Below are 23,508 nucleotides of genomic sequence, written 5' to 3'. Positions count from 1 at the left end.
GCTCTAAAAATGCCCTTTACCGCCCGTTCGTCGATGTTCTGCTATTGAGCCAGCGCATCGGCAAACGGGCGGTGTTTTTAGCGTGCTACTTCAATTTTGTACTTCTTTCCTTTCATCTTTTCCTGGCTGATTCTGGCCAGGAGCGCCTGCACTTTAGCCTGTTTGACGGCGGCAAATGAGATAAAATCCTTGACTTCGATTAGCCCCAAATCACCTTTGTCGAGTTGTCCCTTCTGGGAAAGAAAGCCGACGATATCGACTTTGTTGAGCTTATTCTTCTTTCCGCCACTGACGTAAAGAGTCACGTACTCCGGGGGGGCAGGCAGCGTTGGTCCGGCTGGTCCATCGGCTGGAAGAACGAACTCGTCGAGCGACGCGTCCAGATAAGCCGGGGGCGTCTCTTCGGAGGACAAAATTACGTAGGCCGTTCCCGACGCGTGCATCCGGGCCGTTCGGCCATTCCGGTGCGTGAACTCGTGTTCCTGCAAGGGCAGATGGTAGTGGATCACGTATTTCATTTCGGGAATGTCGAGACCACGGGCGGCCAGATCGGTCGTGACCAGATAGCGGGTACTGCCATTGCGAAATTGGATCAGCGCCCGTTCACGGTCGGCCTGCTCCATACCGCCGTGGTAGACCAGCGAACGAATGCCCCGCTCGGCCAGCAATTCGCTGGTTCGTTCGGCAGCATCCCGGTGGTTACAGAAGATCAGCGCGGCTTCCGAATCGAGTGAGCAAAGTAACTGAAACAACGTATCGACCTTATCCTTTGAGACTGAATAGACCACTTTTGTTGTTAACCCCGCCTGATCGTCAGGTTCCGCCGTGAAGGTTAGTTTGGTTGGCGCGTTGAGCCGGATAAAATCGGGAATGCTAATGCCTGATGTCGCCGAAACCAGTACCCGTTTCCGAAGATTACGTAACCCACCGACGATAAAATCCATCTCGTCATGGAACCCCAGGGCCAGCGATTTGTCGAATTCGTCCAGGATCAGCGTATGAATGCCATCCAGCGAAAACGTCCGGCGGGTAATGTGATCGGCAATGCGACCGGGCGTACCGATCAGAACCGCGGGTGGATTGCTCAGGTTCTTGACCTCGATCTCGACCGGATGCCCCCCGTAACACACGTTCACTTTGTAGCCCGTTCCCATTTTTTTCCAGACCTGCTCGATCTGCATCGCCAGTTCGCGGGAGGGGGCCAGGATCAGGCACTGAACGGTTGTCTGATCCGGTTTAAGCAGACTGAGTAATGGCAATAAAAACCCGACCGTTTTGCCGGAGCCGGTAGGGGCAATCAAAAACGTATCGTTGTCCTGCCGGATCGCCTTCTGGGCAGCTTCCTGCATCGGGTTCAAAGCCGAAATTCCCAGGTTAGTCAGGAATTGTGTTTGTTGCTGAGGGGTTATCATACTGTAAAAGTAGCCTAAAATGCGGGGGCTACTAAAGATTAAGCCTACCTTCGTGGTTTGGTAGACAGCATAACTATGAATTTCGACGAACTAAATTTAACGAAACCGCTCCTGAATGCCCTGGCCGATCGGGGGTATACGACGCCAACGACCATTCAGGAGAAGGTATTCTCGGTCGTCATGTCTGGTCAGGATGTGTGCGGTATCGCGCAAACCGGAACGGGTAAAACGTTTGCCTACCTGTTGCCCAGTCTTCGGCAATTTCAATTCTCGAAAGAGAAACTTCCCCAATTGTTGATCATTGTGCCAACCCGTGAACTGGTCGTTCAGGTAGTCGAAGCCATCAAGGAGCTGACGACGTACATGAACCTGACGGCGGTAGGCGTATACGGGGGCGTCAACATGAAATCACAGCTGGCCGAGGTGCGCGAAGGGCTCGATATACTAGTCGCTACCCCCGGTCGGCTGGCAGATTTGCTCCTGAATGGGGCCGTCAAAACAAAAGCGATCAAGAAGCTCGTTATCGATGAGTTCGACGAAATGCTGAATCTTGGCTTTCGTACGCAGTTGAAAATTATTCTGGATCTGCTGCCTCACAAGCGACAAAACCTGCTCTTTTCGGCTACCCTCACTGACGACGTGGACCAACTCGTCAATGCCTACTTCAATAAACCGGTTCGTGTCGAAGCGGCTCCTGTGGGCACTCCGTTGGAAAATATTGAGCAGACCGGTTATCTGGTCCCTAACTTCTACACGAAAGTCAATTTGCTTCGGCTGCTGCTCGAGCAAAACGCTGCCATGACCAAAGTACTGGTCTTTACGGCGACCAAACACCTGGCCGATCTGCTGTATGACCAGCTGGAGGGCGATTTTTCGGATAAGCTGGGTGTCATTCACTCCAACAAATCGCAAAATGCACGATTCAATGCCGTTGAACAGTTCAAGTCCGGTGGATACCGGATTCTGATCGCTACCGATATCATTTCGCGCGGAATTGACGTGGCCGACGTGTCGCACGTGATCAATTTCGACACGCCGGATGTGCCCGAAAGCTACATTCACCGCATTGGCCGTACGGGTCGGGCCGACAAAAAAGGCATTGCCATTACGTTCGTGACGGAGGCTGAGAAAGAGCATCTGGCCACGATCGAAGGACTGATGAATTTTCAGGTTCCGATGTCACCGCTACCGGACAAACTCACGATGTCGGACGAACTGATCGAGGATGAGAAGCCGAAAGTGTACATGAAAACGATCGACGTAAAAACGCCTAAACGCGAGGAAGTTGGTCCGGCTTTTCATGAGAAGAGTGCGAAAAACAAAAAAGTGAACGTGCGCCGTGACCATGCCGCCGAGAAGATGCTGAAATACGGCAGACCGATCAAGCGGGTTGGCGGGAAGAAAAAGCGGGATTAACCGGATGACGTTCGCCGGTATGAGGACCAGGTGTCCGACGAACGTCACGAAACTGCTACTTTACGTTCACCATACTAAACCGTTCGCCCTTCCGATTGATCGTCAGCATGAAGCGAAACAGCTTTTTTGGATGTTTGATGTTCAGCCGATAGGTGCCCGCTGGTAACTGGTTAATGTCAAAATAGCGGGTGTAATCAACGGCTTTACTACGTTCATTGAAGAAGTCCGTTTGCTGATCCTCACTGGATAGGGTGACATAAACGGGAACTTTGTCAGGATTAGTGCAGTACAGTATCAGTTTCCCCAGGTCCGTAACCGCCGAATTTGCCGTAAATACTGACTCGTTCAGATCCGGGCTGTTGGCTATAGTACCCGCAATATGCGCTGATGTTTTCGAATGGCGGGCGAACTGGGCCGGGTTATTCGCCAGTAAGTCGTGCGATTCGATTTGCGGGTCCAGCAGTCGGCGGTTTGCCAAACCATCCAGCAACTCATCGAAAACGCGAACGGTTCGTTTGGTCAGTTTGACGTAGCGACCGGGTAGTTTTTCTTCGTAAATAAGCTGGTGCTGCGTGTTGAAAAACTGAATGCCGGTCGTTCGCGTTTTGTAATCGGTTTTTAGTTTCCAGTACGCACCAGTCGAGTCGGGATGGCCGGAATGGGCCGTTGAGGATGCGTGATCGGTCTGAGCCAGAAGCGGCAACTGACTAAGTAGCGTACCGACTGCCAGAAGCAGCCAGTGTGGGCATTTTTTTTGGGAGAACATCGGATTTGCTGGTTACTGTTCTTAGAAAAACACAGAGTAGATCGGGTCTATGCGTAAGACTACCACCAGGAGAGGCAGGTGACCCAATCGAATGAAGGAATGTTTCCTTGCCATCGATTCAGTCGTTCGGACGCATTCGTCTAAGGTTAAGAGAAGCCAGCAAGCTGGTTGTGTGCACGACAAGTAGTGGTGCAAAGGGCTTGCCAAAGAAAAGAAATAGCGAAGAGTGGGTTTGAAGGCCCTTTTTCGCTAATCAATAAAAAATAACCGTCCGTTTGTGGACAGATCCTGTACGCATCTGGACAGGGACTATCCACGGATTTACCAGTACGTTACTATGCCATTTTCATCACTCGGGTTGTCGAAGCCGCTATTGAAAGCAGTAGACGCTCAACAGTATACAAAGCCTTATCCGATTCAGCAGGATGCCATTCCGGCCATTTTGCAGGGAAAAGATATTCTGGGAATTGCCAAAACGGGTTCCGGCAAGACGGCCAGCTTCGTGCTGCCGATTCTGGAACTGTTTCTGCGTCGGCAACTGCCTAAAAATAATGACGTCAAAGTGCTGGTGCTGGTGCCCACCCGCGAGCTAGCCGTTCAGGTCGCCGAGGTATTTCAGACGTTTGGCGCGACGATTCCCCGACAGGTCAAAACACTGGCCGTATACGGGGGCGTATCCATTAACCCCCAGATGATTGCGGTACGGGATGCCGAGATCGTTGTGGCTACACCAGGCCGGTTGCTCGATTTGATTTCGTCGAATGCTGTACAACTGTCGGCGGTGGAACTGCTGGTGCTCGACGAAGCGGATAAGATGCTGGACCTTGGTTTTGCCGACGAGATGGACCAGGTATTTGACCTGCTGCCGAAAAAACGGCAGACGATTCTTTTTTCGGCTACGCTGGGCGACGCCATCGAAACGATCAACCAGAACCTGCTGCGTAATCCGGTGACGATCGAGGTTGTCGAAGAGGAGCAAAATCTGGACTTGATCAAGCAGGTTGCCTATCGCGTCGACGCCGAACGGAAAGGACCCCTGTTGCGCTACCTGATCAAAACGGGTAAGATGAAGCAGGTGCTGGTCTTCGTATCCTCCACCCGAACCGCCGACAATGTCGTCACCAAGCTGAATAAAAATGGTATTCAGGCGGCTGCCATCCACAGCGGAAAAACGCAGGGTGCCCGCACGGACGCGCTCACCAAATTTAAAGCGGGCCGATTGACCGTACTCGTTGCTACGGATCTGATTTCGAGAGGAATTGATATTCAGCTGTTGCCACACGTCATCAACTTCGAACTACCCCGATCGCCTAAAGATTACATTCACCGCATTGGCCGTACGGGTCGGGCGGAAGCCGAAGGCGAAGCCATTTCGCTGATCTGCCCGGACGACGAGCATCACTTCCGGATTATCCAGAAAAAAATGGGAAAACGGGTTGAGCTACTCGAAACCGCCGAACTGGACCTGCTGAAGTACTAGTGATTTCTCCTGTTAGTTCGGAGCCTGATCCAGCCAAATCCGTTGCTCCTTAGTTTAGTAGCGTACCAGTACTCGGAAGCGAACCAGTTCGGTGTCTGATTAGCTGACGGGTGTCTTTCTGTCAATCGGCGAACCGGGTTTGTCTGACGCTGGACTGTAAAGGCCCAAGTGCATAAAACTCCCTTCCCTGTTTTGTCGTAGATTAAACCAATAGGCTCGATTTTGGTCTTAGACAAAACAAGTATGGTTAGTTGCTTGTCTTGTATAGATGATCAACGCGGGTACTCACTAAAAATCCACGGCTATGAAAACGATCCATAATAAACTTATTTTGTTCATAGGGGCCATATTGCTTGGTCATTCAGTTAACGCGCAAGCCCGATTAGGTTGGGGTCCGCAGGCTACCGGTGCCGCCGTTGGTACGGGTGTCGGTGCGGTAGCCGGTGCCGTTATCAACAAGCGTAACCCCGCTGTAGGGGGTGTGGTTGGTGGCGTACTGGGCGGTGCGAGCGGCTACGCCATTGGCAAAAAGAGTAAAAAACGCTGGAGCCCACAAGCGAAGGGCACAGCCATCGGCGCTGGTGTTGGCGGAGCCGCCGGAGCGATCATCAACAAACGGAATCGGCTGGTTGGTGGCGTCATTGGCGGGGTGGTTGGTGGGGCTGCCGGCTACGGTGTCGGGAAGCATATCGACAATAAAAACAAAAAAGCTGCCGCTGCGGAACGTGAAGCAGCAGCACGCGCCGAAGCCGAGCGCGAAGCGGCCGACCGTGTGGCTTTCAACAGTGACCTGCGTCCTTACGTTGCCACGTCCCGAACAAATGGCACGACTACCAGGGCCGCTACGGCTATTTCGCCGAAGCCGACCGCGCTGTACAATTCGAATCCGGCTCCGGCATCGTATATCCTGCGGGAGGGTTTTCTGCCCAACGAGTCCTATGGGGACCAGGCGACGCCCTACGGCGATTCTGAGTACAGACGGAAAAGCTGGTAGAGAAATCTATTGTTAAAAACACCATTCAGTTAACCGGGCATTTTTTCGGCCGTGCCACGCCTGTCATAAGCGCGTGGCACGGCACGAGACTCTTCTGCCCAAAAGCCATCAGTCATGAAACCATTCCTTTCGCTTTTACTCGCTTCTACGTTATTTTTAGCCACATCCTGCTCCAGATCGGGCGATGCGGTGAATATTCAGGACCTGAACCGACAATTTATCGACGCCTGGAATTCGAAAAACTCGGACAAAATAGTTGGCTTCCTGGCCGAAGACGTTGATTTTCTTCAGGGAAGCACCCACTTTAAGGGGAAATCAGAGGTGTCGAATAAATGGGTGAAGGAAACGTTACCATCATTGTCTGACCTGAAAACGAACGTAGTCAGTTCAGGTGCCGATACCCGTACGGCCTACGAAGCCGGTACATTCTCGGTCGATGTATTGCCATCCAGCCCAGACCTGCCACATGGCATCGGGGAAGGAAATTTTATCCTGCTCTGGAAGAAAAACGACGCAGGCACCTGGTTGCTAAGTTACGCCCAGTTAGAGGATATGCCCGTACAGGCTAAGAACTGATCGAACGAGCAAACTAAATGGCCCACAACGATACAAAGAGCATAGAGGTTATCTCTATGCTCTTTGTATCGTTGTGGGCCATTTGGATTTAAGACAATGTTGTTATCGGGAAGCCGAAGCCGATTTTTTCGGACCAGCGGATGCGCCTTTGTAGGCAATCCGAAACAGCGTTCCGTTCAGATCATCCGTTACGTACAACGATCCATCGGGACCCTGCGCCAGACCGCATGGGCGGTGCTGAACGGGACCCGTCGGCTTTACCAGGTCGGTTCCGGCAAAATTATCGGCGAAGATCTCCCAGTTTCCGGAAGGTTTACCATTTTTGAATGGCACGAACGCAACCATGTAGCCTTTGTGCAACTCGGCCGATTGCGCGTGGAAAGCAATGAACGCACCGTTGCGGTATTTCACCGGGAAAGTGGTTCCGGTATAAAATAGCAGACTGTTTGGTCCCAGGTGGGCCGGAAAAGCCACGACCGGATCAATGGTTTTTTCGCCACCCGTCTTCTTGCCATCGCCACCATATTCCGGAGCCAGAATCTTCTTTTTCTGAACCTGATCGTAATAAATATACGGCCAGCCAGCATCATCGCCTTTATGCACCTCATACATGGTTTCGGCAGGGAGTTCGGCGCTTTGTTTGGCGGTATAGTATTGCGGGTAGAAGTCGTGAAACTGACCCCGGCCATGCTGCGTAACGAACAGTGAATTGCTTTTCGAGTTCCAGTCCAGACCAACCACGTTTTTCAAGCCAGTCGTGTACCGAACACCATCGGCATACGTCTGATTAGGCCGATTCGTTTTAAACTGCCAGATGGCTGCGGCCGAATCGAGCAGGGGACAGGGCATGATGCCTTTTCCCGTACCCGCTTCCCGGCAAGCGTCATTATCGGACGCTACATTTACGTAGATATTGTCTTGATTGTCAACGGCGATCGATTTGGATTGGTCACGGGTATGGACCATCAGGCCGGATACGATCTTTTCGGGCTGATCGGGGTCAATCACTTCGTCTTTGTCATTCAGTTTATACCGAAAGACGCCCGAATTTGACGAGGCATACAGATACCCGTTTTTCAGGAAAATACCCGTACCCGGATAATCGCCAAAGCCGACCCGTTCGTCAATGATACCGTCCTTGTTGGTGTCGCGTAACCGATATATACCTTTGCCGTCTTTGAGTTTCCCCAGCTTTACGTAGATGTCTCCGTTTTTACTGACAACCAGATGGCGGGCGGACCCTAATTCTTCGGCGGCAATGGTTGCGGAAAAGCCGGCTGGAAGTTTCAGGTCAGCCGCAACGATGGTTTTTGCTGACGTGCGGGGCGACCGGATTGGCGGAGTATCGCTGGAACTAGCGTTTGCCCGGCCACTGACTGCCAGCGCAACGGTTAGGCAGGAAGCCGTAAAGAATTGGTAATTCATAAAAGAGGGTAAGCCAGAAGCAGAAAAATGATTGACTGTTCTAGTAAGTGATCCGTCGCCGAAAAATACTAATCAGGCGCACACAAATGTAGGGTGAGTCATACCGCCACAGAGAAATTCCGGTTTAAGTCCAGATGGAAGGCAAATCAATACGATTGAGTCAAGTTTCACGGAACTTGGTTAGATTTACCCAACTCTTATGCTCAGAAGTTCATCCCATTGTTCGTTAACATCGTACGAATGAAGCTCAATGCGCACTTGGTTATCACGATTGACCTATTGCTTTTTTTGTCGGGGCTTGTGTGTCCTGTCCAGGCTCAGGAGATGCGTCAGGATAGTATGACAACTCGCTCGAAACAGGGTCCAGCCAGCGACATCAGCCGGTTAAAGACGGCATTGAGCCAACGTATCAGTTCGGCTCAGGTCGCCGATTCGTTACTGGGTCAGTCCAGAGCGATGGGATACTGGCCAGGTCAGGTCGTTGCTTTGTGTCGGTTGGCCGCTTTGCAGGCGGACAAACAGCAGGCCGAAGCCGCTACGGAGTTGTTGGACAGGGCCGCTAAAGCCGCTGACCAAATTCAGGATATGGGCGAAGCGGGGTGGGCACTGGATGAGGTTGGTCGAATCCAAAGCCAGTACCGTCGCGTGTCGCCCGCGCTGACTGGCTCTGTGGGAAAAGTGATGATTGCGCTGGGAGCGACGATGCAAAAGGCTGCCCGTGTGATGAATCGGAAGTCATTTCGGTCAGCGAGGGGCGAGAGTACCGATGGAGGGGGCGACTTTACCGGGGCATTCGAGCGAAAACGAGCGAATGATATACGCGTTTCGCCCTCGATCCCTACCGAGTTTCTGAACGCGATTCCTATACCGTCACCGGCGTATAGCCCTGATTTGAACCGGCGCGTTCGGGTCAGGCCGGATTTCGTCGATCGCTGGATCGATACCCTCATCAAATCGGTCAGCAGTAGTCCCAAAGTGGTACAGCAACTGACCGCCCGCAAGAAACTGCGTGATTCGAGCCAGGCGTTGAGCAAGGCTTTCGCCAAAGAAGGGGATTATGCGCAGGCGTACCGCTATTTTTTGCAGTATACGGCCTATAAAGACAGCCTGACCGCCGAAGCAACGACCCGTCGACTGGCTTCGCTGCAATACCGGCAGAATCTGCTAAAGAAAGAAAACCAGATTCAACTGCTGACAAAAGACCGCCAGCTTCGCGATAAGGAATCGTATCGGCAGCGGCAGTTTGTTTTTGCGCTCATTGGCTGCGTTGCGCTGTTGGCGGTTTTTGCGCTGATTCTGTCCCGCAACAACCGGGCAAAGCAGCAGGCCAATCGGCAGCTGAACGAGCAGAAAGAGGAACTTCAGCGAACGCTGGCCGAACTGAAAGCAACCCAGGCTCAACTGATTCAGTCGGAGAAAATGGCGTCGCTGGGCGAACTGACGGCAGGCATTGCTCACGAAATCCAGAACCCGCTGAATTTCGTCAATAACTTTTCGGAAGTCAGTTCGGAACTGGTCGATGAACTGATCGAATACCGGCAGAATGGGCAGCGCGACGACGAACTGGAAAATGAGTTGATCGGCGACATGCAGCAAAATCTCCAGAAAATAAACCAGCATGGCAAGCGGGCTTCGGCCATTGTGAAAGGTATGCTGGAACATGCCCGCACGAGCGGGGGCGACAAACAACCTACGGACCTGAACGCCCTGACCGATGAGTACGCAAAGCTGTCGTATCACGGCCTTCGGGCGAGGGATAAATCCTTTGAAGCGCACCTGGAAACCAATTATGATCCAGCGCTGGGTGAGGCTAACGTCGTGCCGCAGGAGGTAGGCCGGGTGCTCCTCAATATGTTTAATAACGCGTTCTACGCAGTACAGAAGCGGCAGCAAAGCAATGAACCCGGCTATCAGCCAGTGGTTTCGGTGCACACGAGCCGACAGGCGAACCAGATCCGTATAACAATCCGCGACAACGGAATAGGGGTTCCGGACGCCATCAGGCAGAAGATTTTTCAGCCGTTCTTCACCACTAAACCGACTGGTCAGGGCACTGGTTTAGGCTTGTCGCTGAGTTACGACATCATCACCAAAGGGCATGGAGGAACGCTCACGTTGGCTAGCCGGGAAGGAGAATTTACGGAACTAACCATAACCTTGCCCGCAATCAGTTGATAACGATGGTATCGCATCGTTTCAATCCTGACCGTCGAATCCGGAAACCGCTCGGAAAGATGACGGTTGTGAAATAGCTGTATCTGGGTCGGTACCCAACGGATCAATGGTGCCGGTATAGCGTTGGAACAAACCCCTTGCTGTTAAACGAAAAGACCGACCCCCACCACCGCTTAACGCAAGATATCTAGCGGTTTGGTAGTCAATAAACAGTCAATCGGCGGGCTCTTCTCCGGACAAACACAGGCCATACACTCAATTCTTTTGGTTGGCGCGTTGAGCAATAACGGCAACTTTGTGTTATTTTACGGTCTATTCGCCGTTTTCGACGCTGAATAGATAAACAGTGCGCTAGCGCTACATTTGTTTCTTCTTATAATGACATCTGCTCAGGCCTGGTATCGTTTCATTGGTGTTCGCTCAACAGAAGCAGCAACAGTCCGGCTCTTTTTTCTGCACAATTTCTTTCTGGGTATTGGCACCATCCTGATCTACGTAGCGGCCAATGTCATTCTGCTCGAAAATCATCCCCAAACCAGCCTGCCCATTGCTTACGTTTGCGCGGCACTGGCCATGATGGTCGTCGGTCGGGTGTACACCTATTTTGAGCATCATCTGCTTTTGAAACGGCTGGCCGTTCGCGTATTGCTGGCCGTAGTCGTCATGACGTTCATACTGGGTTTGTTTGTGCTGTGGGGACATTCGGTGGCGTCGGCGGTGGCAATTATGGTCGGTTACCGAATGATCTATTTGCTGACCAACCTGGAATTCTGGGGCGTGTCGGCGGTCGTTTTCGATGTTCGGCAGGGCAAACGGCTGTTCAGTATCATCAGCTCGGGCGATATGCCCGCTAAAGCACTCGGTGCGCTGCTGTCGGTACTTGTACACGCCCATGCCGATCTGATTCTGCTGCTGCTTACCGCTTTCGGTGCGTTTGGGGCGGCCATGTATGTCGTACGGCAAACGATCCGGCTGCATGTGGTCGATGTGGCCCCAACTAAAGCCCGGTTGCACCGGCGACCACCACCACCGCTTGTTCAGCAGTTGTTTGGTGGCAGCGAACTTGTGTTTACGATGTGCCTGAGTCTGGCGGCCATTGCCTGCGTGGTCACGAGTGTGGAGTACTTCTTTTTTGTCAACGTCAAAGAAAAATTCCATCATCAGGAAGACCTGATGCAGTTTATTGGCATCATACTGATCCTGACCTACTTGTCAGCTCTCCTGTTCAAACTGGTCCTTTCCTGGAAAACATTCGAGCGGATCGGTATTCGCTGGTCGCTGGCGGTATTGCCGCTGGCGGGTCTACTAAGCATTGTTGTGTTTGGTATTCTGCTGGAGCTAGGCGTTAGCGAAACCGGACTGCTGGTCTATTTCTGCGGGTTGTATTTGTTGCTGGAAGTGCTGCGCCGGTCCGTATTCGATCCAATTTTTCTGGTTCTGTTCCAGCCGCTTACGCCACACACTCGCTTGAAAGGGCATACGCTGGTGAAGGGCTTTTACGAGCCGATGGGTATGGCGCTGGCGGGGGCACTCCTCATCGGCCTCCACTACGTGCCGACGTTGCCCTACTGGATTCCATTTTTGTGGATGGCCCTGTTTATGGTAGTGGCGATCTACTTTCTGAACAAGACCTACCGACACTACCTCGACACGCTTAAAGGCGCATTGGAGCGCCGGTTTCTGGGAAGCGATGACCTCCTGTTGCCCGTTGCTGCCCGTAAGGTGATCATCAATAACCTGCAAAGCCCGTATCCCGCCGATGTACTAAATGCCATCGACTGGCTTCAGGAACATGAACCAGCTACCCTGGTGGCGCAGTCGGCCTTGTTGTTGCAACACGCCGATAAAGTGATACGGGAACGAACCATAAACACGGTCGGCCAGCAGGTGGACCTCTTGGTACTGCATACTGTTGCCACGACCGATTCTGATCCGCAATTGCGAAAAAAAGCCGCTCGTTTGCTGGTTCAGCATCCCAAAATCAGTTCGCATCAACTGGCCGAATTAGGGCAACAGCCGGATGTTTATAGTCGGACGGGATCGATCCAGGGACGCCTGACGGCGAACCCAGCAAATCCGGAAGCGCGGGTTCAACTGGCTGATTTACTGGCTACCGACGATACGACCCACCGCATTGAAGCGCTTGATCTGTTGCCGTTCATGACCCAGCCTGAGCAGCAGAAACTGGTCGAAGCCGCGCTGAGAAGCTCGGATAGAGGATTGCAAGAGGCCGGCATACGGGCCGCTGGCAAGGCGGCTGATGCTCAGCTAACCCCACAACTCATTGGCTTGCTGACCAAACCAAAATCAGGACGCGTTGCCGTACAAAGTCTGGCAAATGGTGGGTCAGCGATTATTCCTTTCTTGCGGGCGGCAGTGCAGCCATCGGCCAATCCGCTGCTAATCCAGCGCATAGCGGGTGTGTGCGAACAGATCGCTACTCCCGAAAGCCGACAACTATTAGTCGAACTGGCCGAACAACCTAATCTGTTCTGGCGGGCGGCCGCTATTCGGTCGCTGCGTCGTTTTGCGCCCGATGCCGCTGATTCGGGTCGGTTTCAGACACTCCTTGATGACGAGTGGCAACTGGCTCTGCGGCTAATTACGGGAATCGACAGCGAGTCGGACCCCTATTTGGCCGCTTGTCTGGCGTACGAACTGACGTTACTCCAGCAACGCGTTTTTGGGATATTGATGCAGCTCTACGATCCACAGTTGATTGCCGATGCGCAACGTGGGGTTTCTCATGCTGCCCGCGACCGGAAAGCCAACGCGCTCGAAATGCTCGACAACCTGATACCGCAGCCTGTGTACCGGAGCTTGCAAGCGTTAGTTGACGAGTTGCCCGTTGCTGAGAAGGTTCGATTACTAACGAAATTGACGGCTCCGCTTACCGATGCCGAGCCGATACGGATTTACGTGGTTCAGCAGGGCGAGCGGGCCTTCACTGACTGGACGATCAGTGTAGCGCTGCGCCAGATTGTTCCGGACGGCCAGCTGACCCGCTACCTGGATAACTATCTACAATCGACGAATCCGCTCATTCAGGAAAGTGCATTGGCCGCACTTCAGCAACTGGACCCGCCTAAAGCCGATCGTTATAAGGTATCAACTGGACACGCTTCTACAACCATGACTCATTCACAAACCGCCCAGATTTCGGTCATCGACCGCATCGTTGCGCTCAAACGAACTGCGCTCTTTGCCGATACTCCTGAAAACGTGCTTAGCAGTGTCGCTCAGATCATGAACGAGGTGACCTACCACGAAGGACAGGAAATTTTCGCCAAAGGCGAGACCGGGACCAGTCTGTTCATCATCTACGACGGTGAAGTAGGCATTTACGACGGGTCAGAACAGTTGGCAACGTTCTTGAAAGGGGGATTCTTCGGTGAACTCGCGCTGCTGGATGCCGAACCCCGCTCGGCAACGGCCATTGCCCTAACCGATGCTTCGACCTTCCGGATCGATCAGGATGACTTCTACGATCTGATGGAAGAGCGGGGGGAGGTATTGCAGAATATCGTACGGGCCTTGTGTCAGCGGCTGCGTCGGCAGAACGAAGTCCTGCGCGATTTATCGGCCTCGGTTTAAGCAGACTCCTGTTCAGCCAACTAAATGGCTACAAAGCGGTCTATACTTGTACTACCGGTTTTTCGTCGAACCAATTCGCGAACGGGTTAAAACCCGTGGTACGTTTTTTTTGGTAATAGCTGATCAGTTCGTTTCGGCTTCTACCAGCGTCCGTAATGCAGCCAGCTGCTGCTCTTTGCCAGCCTGTCGCCAAGCAATCGCCGTTGGTGTCCAGTAACGGTGATTTTCCAGGAATTTTACCTGAATCCGGTTCCAGACCGGTGTATCGGTCACGCTTCCCCGCGTCCGCAATTCCTGGAAAAGGGAGTCGGCAATGGGTGCAAAATCGTCACGGCCCAGGTAATCCAGGTCGGCGTCGCACAGAATACGCTCCAGGTGGGTTTGGGGCGATTGCGGAATTTGCGTAGCCATGATCAGGCTACAGATCATCTCAAGCTGTTCCGGCAAATACCCGAAACCGGGTAAGACCTCGCGCACCAGCAGACAACCCTGTTCCTCATGCCCCTCATACGTTGTGAGAAAGCCCGCATCGTGAAAACAGGCCGCCGTTTGTAACAATATCAGTGATGCTTCGTCTGTTATACCTTCGGCTTCGGCTAAAGCTTGTGCCGTCTGGAGAACATCCAGCGTATGATGAACACCGTGGTAAGACAAGGACGGCGACAGCTGTGTCCGTAGTCGATGCAGGATATAGTCGCTGGCAGCCTGGTAGTTCATACAATTGGTTGTTTCCCGACTATTTATTGGAGGAATGAATAGTTGCTACATAAACGGTCGCAAAATCAGTGCCAGGCACTCGTTTACCGCGACTTGTTTCGGTCAGGCCAGCACTTCATAAATAGTAACCGCATTGGATTTGTTTTTCAGACTTACATCCCCAACCCGTTCGCACTGAAACGACTCCTTGACCCGCTGGTACGTAGCTTCGTTAATCAGGATCTGGTTGGGCTTGGCTACCGACTGAAGGCGCTGGGCCAGATTGACCGTATCGCCAATAACGGTATAATCGAGCCGCCGGAGCGATTCTGAACCGATATTGCCCGATACCATCTCGCCCGTACTGATCCCCGTCGATACGCTTGGCTGAAATTCAACGCCATTCGACACCTGTAGCTGATTCGCCTGAATTTGCTGCCGCACGGCTAAAGCCGCGTCGATAGCACGGTCGAGGTGGTGAGCGCCCCGGAAAACGGCCATCACGGCATCCCCCATAAACTTGTCGACATAACCGCCCTGGGCAATAATCTCCTGGACAATCTGATCAAAGTATGTATTGAGGAGCCGAACCACTTCGGCCGCCGGCATTTTTTCGGATATGGCGGTGAACCCACAGATGTCGAAAAAGATCACAGTCGCTTCAACGGTTTCGCTGACCAGCAGGCTGTTGGCAAATTCGGGCCGGGCCATGAAGTTGATCACGGTTTCGTCGACATACATTTTCAGAATGTTATTTTCCTGAACGGCCCGGAGCGTTTCGCGCAGCTGCGCCACGTAACTGATGGTCTTCTCGATCGTGATTTCGAGGTCGGCAAAGTCAACCGGCTTCATGACGAAATCGAAGGCCCCCCGGTTCATGGCGGTACGGATATTGTTCAGATCGCCGTAGGCGGATACCACCACCGCTTTTAGCAGCGCACTCCGCTCTGGAAGTTTGGTCAGCAGGGTAAGCCCGTCCATGACAGGCATGTTCAGGTCACTTAGAATAACTTCGGTATCAGGATGTTCGGCTATTTTGCTAAGGGCTTCCTGGCCGTTACTGGCGAAGATAAATTCGTATACATTCTCCCGAATTTTACGTCTGAATTTCTGTTTGATCAGCAATTCAAGGTCCGTCTCATCATCGACCACTAATATTTTTGTCTTCATAACGGATTCAACTGGCTGAGTTTGTTCTTCAACTCGGCGAAATCGATTGGTTTGGTTAAAAAGTCATCGGCACCGTCCCGTATAGCCTGATCGTAGTTCTGCTGGTCACCATAAGCCGTGATCATCATCACAATCGGTGGCGGCACCGCATGCCCCCCCCGAATCCGACGCAGCAGTTCGAGGCCACTCATGCCGGGCATGTTGATATCGGACAGAATCAGAACGGCTTCGGTTCCTTTTTGTGCCAAGTAGGCCAACGCTGACTCACCCGAATTGGCGAACGCAAACGACATGGTGCCGCTCCGGATCTCCCGTCTGAACCGCTGTTCAAAGAGCGGCTGTATGTCCGTCTCGTCGTCTACCACCAATATTTTCATGTGAAGTAATTTTATGATCTAAGATACGCTGATTCTGTCTGATGCCGGTAGTGTAATGATAAATTCGGCGAACTCCTGCTCAACCGTGTTCACCGCCAGCGTGCCGCCGTGTCCCTGCGTAATGATGTCGTAGGAGAGTGACAGACCCAGTCCGGTGCCTTCGCCGGTTGGCTTGGTGGTGAAAAAAGGCTGGTATATCTTGTCGATAACGGCCTGTGGAATACCCAGACCATTGTCGCGTACCCGAATCTCGACCTGACCGTCAAGGCGTTTGGTAAACACCTGCACCAGCGGCATATACGTGCCGGTTGCGGGTTGCTGTTTTTTCTTTTCTGAGACCGAGTAAAAAGCGTTGTTGAACAGATTGAGCATCACCCGGCCTATTTCCTGTCCGGCAGCCGTTATCCTACCCACCGTCGGATCGAATTGGGTAAGCAACTCCGCATTAAATTCCTTGTCCTTTGCCCGAAGACCGTGGTACGATAAGCGCAGGTATTCATCGCAGAGGGCATTGACATCAATGGAATGCCGCTCGTCGGTGCTGCTGCGGGAGTGTTGGAGCATGGCCTTGACGATGGCATCGGCCCGGCGTCCGTGGTGATGAATTTTCTGCTGGCTCTGAATCAGGTTGTCGGCCAATTCCTTGATGTAGTCCGTATCTAGTTCGGGCCTTTCCAGTTCTTCTTTCAGTTCATCGACCAACTCGACCGATACCTCGGCGAAGTTATTGACGAAGTTCAGCGGATTTTGAATTTCGTGGGCGATACCCGCCGTGAGTTCACCCAGCGAGGCCATTTTTTCGGATTGAATCAGTCGATTTTGCGCGGCTTGCAGGTTCGTCAGGGCTTGTTCCAGTTCTTCTTTCTGGCCGTTCAACTCGGCGGTGCGGGCTTCTACCAGACGCTCGAGTTCGGCGTTGTGGCCCACGATGAGCTGCGTTTTCGCCAGTTCGGCTTCCCGCTTCAGGCGTTCGGTTTCGATGGATTTCTGCTGATTACGGGCGTAAATGGTAAAGGTGCCGAGCCAGATGATGGTAAACACCCACGACGAGCCAACCAGGTCCTCGAAGCGTTCCATCAGGCTGGGTGCGATACTTTCTATAAGCAGCGAAAGCAGAAAGCAAAGCATAACCGGGACCACGGCCAGCAGCAGCGTTCGGGCAGGTCGATAATCCCGCATCTGTACCAGAGCCGCGACAATACCACCAAAGACAAAAAATAAGTACCAGTCTTCTATGACACCTTCCTTGACCGAGAACAGTTTGCCAATAACGAAGAAAACGATAAACAGTAGCCAGCCCCGCTTTAATAAATTATCCCATTGAGGCAGGCGCGTCTCGGTACTCATGAATCGACGGAACCACCGCAGGGTGAAAATAGCAATCGGGATGCTCAGGACCAGGCCACTGTCGAAATCCATAGGAGTCAATGATTGGATAAAGGTATAGATGGGTTTCGCAAAATAACACTATCTGAGAGAGCATAAAAAATATAATAGTAGTAGCTTATGGCCTGAATTTGCCCGCGATTCGCTATGCAGAAGCAACCGTTGATCACCCAGGATGCCGTTATTCTGGGCATTCTACTGGCCTTACTGGCCCTGATTTTCCATACATCCCGGTCTGAACACAGGGGCTGGCAGACATTCTACAACTGGGTGCCGGCATTGTTGCTCTGTTACATTTTTCCGGGAGCCATGAACAGCTTTGGTATCCTGTCGGGTGAGCAATCGAAGCTCTACACGGTCGCTTCGCAGTATCTGTTGCCGGCAGCCCTAGTCCTGCTAACCTCTACCGCTGATCTGCGGTCCATTCTGCGGCTGGGGAATAAAGCGTTGCTGGTCTTTCTGGCCGGAACGGTGGGTGTCGTCGTTGGCGGGCCTATTGCTCTGGCACTGGTGAGTGCACTATCCCCCGAATTTCGGCAGCAGGCTACCGATCAGCAGCTTTGGAAAGGACTAGTTACCATTTCGGGCAGCTGGATTGGTGGCAGCAGCAGTCAGATTGCGTTAAAGGAAATCTACGGCTGTAGCGAAGCGCTGTTTGTGATTGTCCTGGTTGTCGATGCGGTGGTCGCAAACACCTGGACGGCCTGCCTGATCTACGGAGCGGCTTTCTCAGATCGAATCGATCGATTTCTAAAGGCTGATACGTCAAGCATTGAGGAGGTGAAAGAGCGGATACTAAGCTACCGGGAGGAGCGCGACAAACCCGCTGATCTGACCGATCTGGCGACGATTCTGGCGTTGGGCTTCGGCGGTGCCGCCATTGCCCACGGACTGGCCCACTACCTGACCCAATTATTTCTACCCAACGCTGATTGGATGCGGGCACATGGCCTGGAACCGTTCCTGTCGAACTTCCTGTGGGTTGTGATTCTCTCGACGACGTTGGGTATTGGCCTGTCATTTACCCGCGCCCGCAAACTCGAAAAGCTGGGAACAACGGATTTATCGACGCTGTTCATCTACTTCCTGATCATGACGATCGGTATGCGACTCGACCTATCGAATATCAGTGGCAATCTGGGGTTATTCGTCGTCGCCATTATCTGGATGCTCATTCACATTCTGGTTATGTTCACCGTTGCCCGATTGGTCAAAGCGCCCTACTTTTTCGTAGCGGTGGGGAGTCAGGCGAATATTGGCGGTATTGCAACGGCCCCGGCGGTTGCTTCGGTCTTTCACCCGGCGCTGGCACCGGTAGGCGTGTTGCTGGCCGTCCTTAGTCACGTACTGGGGACCTACGGCGGAATTGCCTGCGCCTGGATGATGCAACTGGTTCCATGAGGCTAACCGATTTGCGGTGTTGATACCGGCAGAATAAACGGGTTGGTTGAGTGATCTGGTTACCCTCGCTAAAGTTCCGTACCTTTAATGGTCTTTATCAGTAATTTATGTTGAGAATCGTTCTACTTCGTTACGTCTGGATCGTTGGGTTTGTGCTGCTAAGCTCGGTTGCTGTTGCCCAAACGGTTACCCGCTCACCCTATCTGCAAACCGTTACCCCTACGGGCATAACCATCCGCTGGCGTACTGATCAGCCAACCAACAGCCGCATTCGGTATGGCACGACCAACGGTCAACTCAATCAGGAGTTTACGGACGTTAATTCGACAACCGAGCACATTGTTACGTTAACGGGCTTACAAACCGCCACCCGCTACTATTACGCGGTGGGCTCGTCGGCGGGTGATCAGATGGTGTCTGGCGATCAGTATTTTCAAACATCACCCGTTGCGGGAAGTACGGTTCCCGTTCGGATATGGGCACTCGGGGATTTCGGTAGTGGAACCGCTAACCAAGCTGCTGTACTGGATAAGTTCCGCCAGGCTACGCAAAATCGTCCCGCTGATATCTGGCTCTGGCTCGGTGATAATGCCTATAATCAGGGTTTTGACGATCAATTTCAACAGAACCTGTTTAATGTATATACCGATCTTCTAAAGCATTTACCTTCCTGGCCGACCCCTGGAAACCATGAATACATTGATAATCCGAACAATTTAAATATCGATTATTTTAAGCTCATCAGCGTTCCGCAACAGGGGGAAGCGGGTGGTGTGCCATCGGGTTCAAAACAGAACTACTCCTTCGACTATGCGAATATTCATTTCGTTTCACTTGATTCCGAGGGTAACGATGGCACCCGCGTCTATGATCCGACGGGTCGGCAGGCCCAATGGTTACAGCGGGATCTAGCCGCCAACCAGTTACCGTGGACAATCGTTTTTTTTCACCATCCACCCTACAGCAAGGGACAACGTGATTCGGACGCTGATAATGACATGATTCAGATCCGTCAACAGCTAACGCCTATTCTTGAGCAGTTTCGTGTCGATCTGGTCTTGTCGGGCCATAGCCACCTGTACGAACGAAGTTACCTGATGAAAGGACACTATGGACAGTCAGGCACTTTCGATAGTAACCAGCACGCCGTGTCGAAAAGCAACGCCCGCTACGACGGGTCGCCCAATTCCTGCCCCATCGTGAATAAGCAGGCGGGGACCATTTATGTCGTCAACGGCAGCGGTGGACAACTGGGTGGGCAGGCTCCCGGATTTCCGCATCCGGCAATGGTCTACACGAACAATCAGGTGGGTGGCTCGATGATCATTGATGTGACCGATAACCGGCTTGATGCGCAGTGGGTAGCCGCCGACGGTGTTGTCCGGGATAAATTCACGCTGCTCAAGAACGTAAACAAACGCCACTATTTCCTGACTAAACCCGGTAAACCACTCACGTTGACGGCATCCTGGCCGGGAAGCTACACCTGGAGTTCCGGTCAGACGGAACGCACCATCAATGTGTCGCCATCGGTGCCGACATCGTATATCGTTACCGATCAGAACGGTTGTTTGATGGATGCGTTTACGGTCGATATGGACAATTCGACGGATAATAATGTGCAGTTTTCCGGTCAGATCACAGTCAAGCCCAACGCTGCTACGGGTTCAGCGGCCATTAACGTAGCGGTACCGGTTCCCCAAACAATTGACGTGCACATCACGGATCAACAGGGACTTGTCCTTTTTGAGAAGCAGTACGTAAACACGGCTGACATTAGGGAGCAGATCGCTGTACCTCCGGGCGATTACCTGTTCATCGCCCGGGTCGGGACCAAGTTGCTGGCCCGGATGACCTTTAAACTGTGAGCTAAATTGTTACAGAGTCTACCGAATACAATTTCAACTCGACAATTTCGCGGGGAAGGGGTTGTTGATTCCAGTGCTTGTGAATAGCCAGGGCTGCCCCCAGTGCCGTAGCCTGTGCTACCGAAGCGGCATAGACTTCCGTTTGCGGAAAAGCCGCTGCCAGCAGTGACATATAAATCGGGTTCTTGCTAAATCCGCCATCGACGAACAGCCGCGTTACGGGCGAATTTTCCAGCACCAAATCCGTAGAAATCAGCTGTTGCGACACTAGGTCCAGCATGAGTTGGTGGTACGCTTCTTCGTAATTCTGAAAATGCGCTAGATCCCGGTGTCTGAACAGCGACTCCTGCATGGGCGGGTTCTTCACCTGATCGAAATTCGTTCCCGAAGTGGGCCGGTTGGTTCTCAGCGATTGAATGATAGTCGGGTCGTAGGCGACCGTTTTGTAATAGTCAGTGGACAGGGCAAAATGCTCCGCTAATCGTTTGGTTTGCTGCTCGTGTTCATACCCCGCAAAGAGCCGCGACGCCTTCACTGGTTGCCCCCTGAATTGCAGAAAACACAGACAATCGTACTGCAATTCTTCGGGCGTAATGGGACTGGCATTGAACGGATTCATACTGATGGACCAGGTGCCGGTTGAGATAAGTATGAACGGCGAATCTTGAAATGATGCCAGATAGGGGATGAGTGCCGCTGAGCTGTCGTGCAGGCCAATACCAACCGGATACGGCAGATAAGTCTCGGTCGGGCTAACTACGTCATCAGCCGGAAAAATGGGCGCGAGAATCTGATCGATTTCTTCGTTTTTCACCCACTGGTGGTAGTCATGTTGCTGGAAATCCCACAGCATGGTATGGCAGCCAATGCTGGTGAGGTCCGAAAAGCACTTCGTCGTAAGAAGATAACTGAGATACTGCGGCAAATGCAATGAGCAATCAATGCGCTCAAAGAGAGCCGGTTTATCATACTTGAGCCGATAGAGCATCAGCCCCGAGTTGAGACTGTCCAGCGCGGGCGAGGCCGTTTGCAGGGACAGATCGCTCTCGCTGCCGTAGGTCGCGTAAAATTGCTGCCGAAGTGCTGCCGGGAACGGTTTAAGGTAATTGTAGAGATACCCAACGGGTTTGCCCTCCGCATCGAGATGAACAAAACTGGCTCCGTACGCTGAAAAATTGACGGCCTTGATCGAGTATTCCGACAAAGCCAGTACGTCCTTCAGCGACGACCGTACCCAATCGCTCAACCGGTTCACATCCTCGCAGGGATCGCCATCATCGTCGATTGTTTCGGGAAACTGGGCCGTCTTCTCCCAAACGATTTCGTACTGTTCATTGAAGAGAAACAGTTTCTTATTCGTCTTACCAACGTCGAAAATAGCGATAACTGGCGTTTGAGGCATGAGTAGGTTTTAATATGTGATGTAGTAGGTATAATGTATGGCCGGAGTCAATTAGTCATACATCATACCTACTACATCCTGCATCATTTACAGTCCGGTTGCAATGGTTTTTGTACCGCGTTCGCCAATGAGCTTCTGGCGCGTATCCAACTGCCGGAATAAGGCCAGCGGGTTAAGCGCTCCACCCGCCCGTAGCCTTGCTTCGGCCACCAGTGGACGAACATCGGTGCGGAACGCTTCCTGTAAAATCTCCTGCGCCCGTACCACATCGTTCGTTTCCCGTGCCTCTTCCAGCGCGGCCCTGTCAACTAGCAGTGCCTGGGCGTAGGCCAGCTGAATCGCTTCAACCGATTGGAGCAGGTCTTCCAATGGATCTTTTACGTTGTGTGATGCGTCGATCATCCAGCCCAGACTAGTGGCATGATTCAGGCCCCGAGCGTCCAGACCGTCAACCAGTTCGTTGAAGATCAGAAACAATTGATAGGGCTTGACGCTACCCGTTGTCAGGTCATCATCACCGTACTTGGAGTCGTTGAAATGGAAGCCGCCCAGCTTCTTCTCGTTCAACAGAATAGCGACGATCTGCTCGATGTTGGCGTTCGGCAGGTGGTGGCCCAGATCGACCAGCGTGTACGCTTTCGGACCCAGCTTGGTCGCGTACAGCAATGATGACCCCCAGTCGCCAATCGTAGTTGAATAGAAATTCGGCTCGTAGGCTTTGTATTCGACGAGCATTTTCCAGTCGTCGGGGAGGGCTTGGTAAATCGCCTGTAGACTATCCAGCGTACGATCAAACGCCTTACGGAAATTCAGCTGACCGGGAAAGCTGGAACCATCCGACAGCCAGACCGTCAGCGAGTCGGAACCCAGTGCCAGGCCGTGCCGAATGACGTCAATATTGTGTTCGATGGCCTGTTGCCGAACTGCCGGATCGACGTGTTGCAGCGACCCGAATTTGTAGCTCAGCGGCTGACCCGGCTGATCCTGGAACGTATTCGAGTTCATGGCATCGAACCGAATGCTGTACTGGGTGGCCAGTTGTTTGATGGCCTCCGGATCGCTCGGGATATCCCAGGGAATGTGCAGCGAAATGGCCCCGCTCGACTGGTTGAGCGCGTGCAGCAGGCCAATATCGGCCAGTTTTTCTTCCAGCGAACGGGGTTCACCACCACCGGCAAACCGCCCGAAACGGGTGCCGCCGGTGCCCAGTGCCCAGCTTGGAATCGCGATCTGAAAGTCGATAAGTTTACCGATAACCGCTTCGGCGTTAGCTACCTCTTCTGTCCAGTACGCCAGTTTGCGCTGGTGACGTTCCCGAAGACTATTGTTATGGTCAGCGATCTGATAGGATTCGAGTTGCATAAGCGATG

The 23,508-nt window shown here is 52.6% G+C and carries 17 protein-coding genes; 8 read left to right on the top strand and 9 right to left on the bottom strand.

The annotated features are described in order from the left end of the window. Nucleotides 1-77: 77 nt before the first annotated feature. Nucleotides 78-1,412: a DEAD/DEAH box helicase gene (locus GK091_RS14195; protein ID WP_164039240.1), complete on the bottom strand. Its 1,335-nt coding sequence runs from the start codon at nucleotides 1,410-1,412 to the stop codon at nucleotides 78-80. 75 nt (nucleotides 1,413-1,487) lie between these two features. On the opposite strand from GK091_RS14195, the gene GK091_RS14190 reads away from it, so the two are divergent. Further along, on the top strand, nucleotides 1,488-2,828 hold the full coding sequence (locus GK091_RS14190) for a DEAD/DEAH box helicase (protein ID WP_164039239.1): 1,341 nt from the start codon (nucleotides 1,488-1,490) through the stop codon (nucleotides 2,826-2,828). A 55-nt stretch (nucleotides 2,829-2,883) separates the two neighbouring features. Here the strand turns inward: GK091_RS14190 and GK091_RS14185 are convergent, their stop codons facing one another. Then, nucleotides 2,884-3,594, bottom strand: a complete 711-nt coding sequence (locus tag GK091_RS14185; RefSeq protein ID WP_164039236.1) for a hypothetical protein — start codon at nucleotides 3,592-3,594, stop codon at nucleotides 2,884-2,886. Nucleotides 3,595-3,931: 337 nt separating this feature from the next. Between GK091_RS14185 and GK091_RS14180 the strand changes: the two genes are divergently transcribed. The 3 genes from GK091_RS14180 (at nucleotide 3,932) to GK091_RS14170 (ending at nucleotide 6,644) form a co-directional block, all read left to right on the top strand. Beyond that, nucleotides 3,932-5,074: a DEAD/DEAH box helicase gene (locus GK091_RS14180; protein ID WP_164039234.1), complete on the top strand. Its 1,143-nt coding sequence runs from the start codon at nucleotides 3,932-3,934 to the stop codon at nucleotides 5,072-5,074. A gap of 304 nt (nucleotides 5,075-5,378) precedes the next feature. Next, a complete protein-coding gene (locus GK091_RS14175; protein ID WP_164039231.1) occupies nucleotides 5,379-6,068 on the top strand; it encodes a YMGG-like glycine zipper-containing protein in 690 nt (229 codons plus the stop codon). Nucleotides 6,069-6,182: 114 nt separating this feature from the next. After that, on the top strand, nucleotides 6,183-6,644 hold the full coding sequence (locus GK091_RS14170) for a YybH family protein (RefSeq protein WP_164039228.1): 462 nt from the start codon (nucleotides 6,183-6,185) through the stop codon (nucleotides 6,642-6,644). 102 nt (nucleotides 6,645-6,746) lie between these two features. Here the strand turns inward: GK091_RS14170 and GK091_RS14165 are convergent, their stop codons facing one another. Continuing rightward, nucleotides 6,747-8,069 (bottom strand): PQQ-dependent sugar dehydrogenase, encoded by a 1,323-nt coding sequence (locus tag GK091_RS14165; RefSeq protein WP_164039226.1) that lies wholly within the window; start codon nucleotides 8,067-8,069, stop codon nucleotides 6,747-6,749. A 240-nt stretch (nucleotides 8,070-8,309) separates the two neighbouring features. Here GK091_RS14165 and GK091_RS14160 point away from each other — a divergent pair, with 240 nt between their 5' ends. Both GK091_RS14160 and GK091_RS14155 read left to right on the top strand, forming a co-directional pair. Beyond that, nucleotides 8,310-10,244 carry a sensor histidine kinase gene (locus GK091_RS14160; RefSeq protein ID WP_164039223.1) on the top strand — a complete coding sequence of 645 codons (1,935 nt, stop codon included), beginning with the start codon at nucleotides 8,310-8,312 and terminating at the stop codon, nucleotides 10,242-10,244. A 378-nt stretch (nucleotides 10,245-10,622) separates the two neighbouring features. After that, nucleotides 10,623-13,838 carry a cyclic nucleotide-binding domain-containing protein gene (locus GK091_RS14155; protein WP_164039220.1) on the top strand — a complete coding sequence of 1,072 codons (3,216 nt, stop codon included), beginning with the start codon at nucleotides 10,623-10,625 and terminating at the stop codon, nucleotides 13,836-13,838. A gap of 123 nt (nucleotides 13,839-13,961) precedes the next feature. On the opposite strand, the gene GK091_RS14150 is transcribed toward GK091_RS14155, so the two are convergent. From GK091_RS14150 to GK091_RS14135, 4 genes are all read right to left on the bottom strand, one after another. After that, nucleotides 13,962-14,555 carry an HD domain-containing protein gene (locus tag GK091_RS14150; protein WP_164039218.1) on the bottom strand — a complete coding sequence of 198 codons (594 nt, stop codon included), beginning with the start codon at nucleotides 14,553-14,555 and terminating at the stop codon, nucleotides 13,962-13,964. 102 nt (nucleotides 14,556-14,657) lie between these two features. Continuing rightward, the gene (locus GK091_RS14145) at nucleotides 14,658-15,704 is read right to left on the bottom strand and encodes an adenylate/guanylate cyclase domain-containing protein (protein ID WP_164039214.1); all 1,047 of its coding nucleotides are present in this window, start codon (nucleotides 15,702-15,704) and stop codon (nucleotides 14,658-14,660) included. Further along, nucleotides 15,701-16,081, bottom strand: a complete 381-nt coding sequence (locus tag GK091_RS14140) for a response regulator (RefSeq protein ID WP_164039211.1) — start codon at nucleotides 16,079-16,081, stop codon at nucleotides 15,701-15,703. The genes GK091_RS14145 and GK091_RS14140 overlap by 4 nt, the downstream gene beginning before the upstream one ends. A gap of 18 nt (nucleotides 16,082-16,099) precedes the next feature. Beyond that, entirely contained in the window at nucleotides 16,100-17,500 is a 1,401-nt protein-coding gene (locus tag GK091_RS14135; protein ID WP_164039207.1) for an ATP-binding protein, read from the bottom strand. 114 nt (nucleotides 17,501-17,614) lie between these two features. Here GK091_RS14135 and GK091_RS14130 point away from each other — a divergent pair, with 114 nt between their 5' ends. After that, nucleotides 17,615-18,868, top strand: a complete 1,254-nt coding sequence (locus GK091_RS14130) for a DUF819 family protein (RefSeq protein ID WP_164039203.1) — start codon at nucleotides 17,615-17,617, stop codon at nucleotides 18,866-18,868. A 107-nt stretch (nucleotides 18,869-18,975) separates the two neighbouring features. Next, nucleotides 18,976-20,736 (top strand): purple acid phosphatase family protein, encoded by a 1,761-nt coding sequence (locus tag GK091_RS14125; RefSeq protein WP_164039200.1) that lies wholly within the window; start codon nucleotides 18,976-18,978, stop codon nucleotides 20,734-20,736. A 1-nt stretch (nucleotide 20,737) separates the two neighbouring features. On the opposite strand, the gene GK091_RS14120 is transcribed toward GK091_RS14125, so the two are convergent. Both GK091_RS14120 and GK091_RS14115 read right to left on the bottom strand, forming a co-directional pair. After that, nucleotides 20,738-22,138 carry an FGGY-family carbohydrate kinase gene (locus GK091_RS14120; protein ID WP_164039197.1) on the bottom strand — a complete coding sequence of 467 codons (1,401 nt, stop codon included), beginning with the start codon at nucleotides 22,136-22,138 and terminating at the stop codon, nucleotides 20,738-20,740. Between the two features lie 87 nt (nucleotides 22,139-22,225). After that, nucleotides 22,226-23,500, bottom strand: coding sequence for a TIM barrel protein (locus GK091_RS14115; RefSeq protein WP_164039195.1), 1,275 nt, complete (start codon nucleotides 23,498-23,500; stop codon nucleotides 22,226-22,228). Nucleotides 23,501-23,508 lie beyond the last annotated feature (8 nt).

It is taken from the genome of Spirosoma agri (assembly GCF_010747415.1).
GTDB lineage: Bacteria > Bacteroidota > Bacteroidia > Cytophagales > Spirosomataceae > Spirosoma > Spirosoma agri.
Note: the sequence above shows the minus strand (reverse complement) of the source record. Positions and strands in the feature narration are given on the sequence as shown.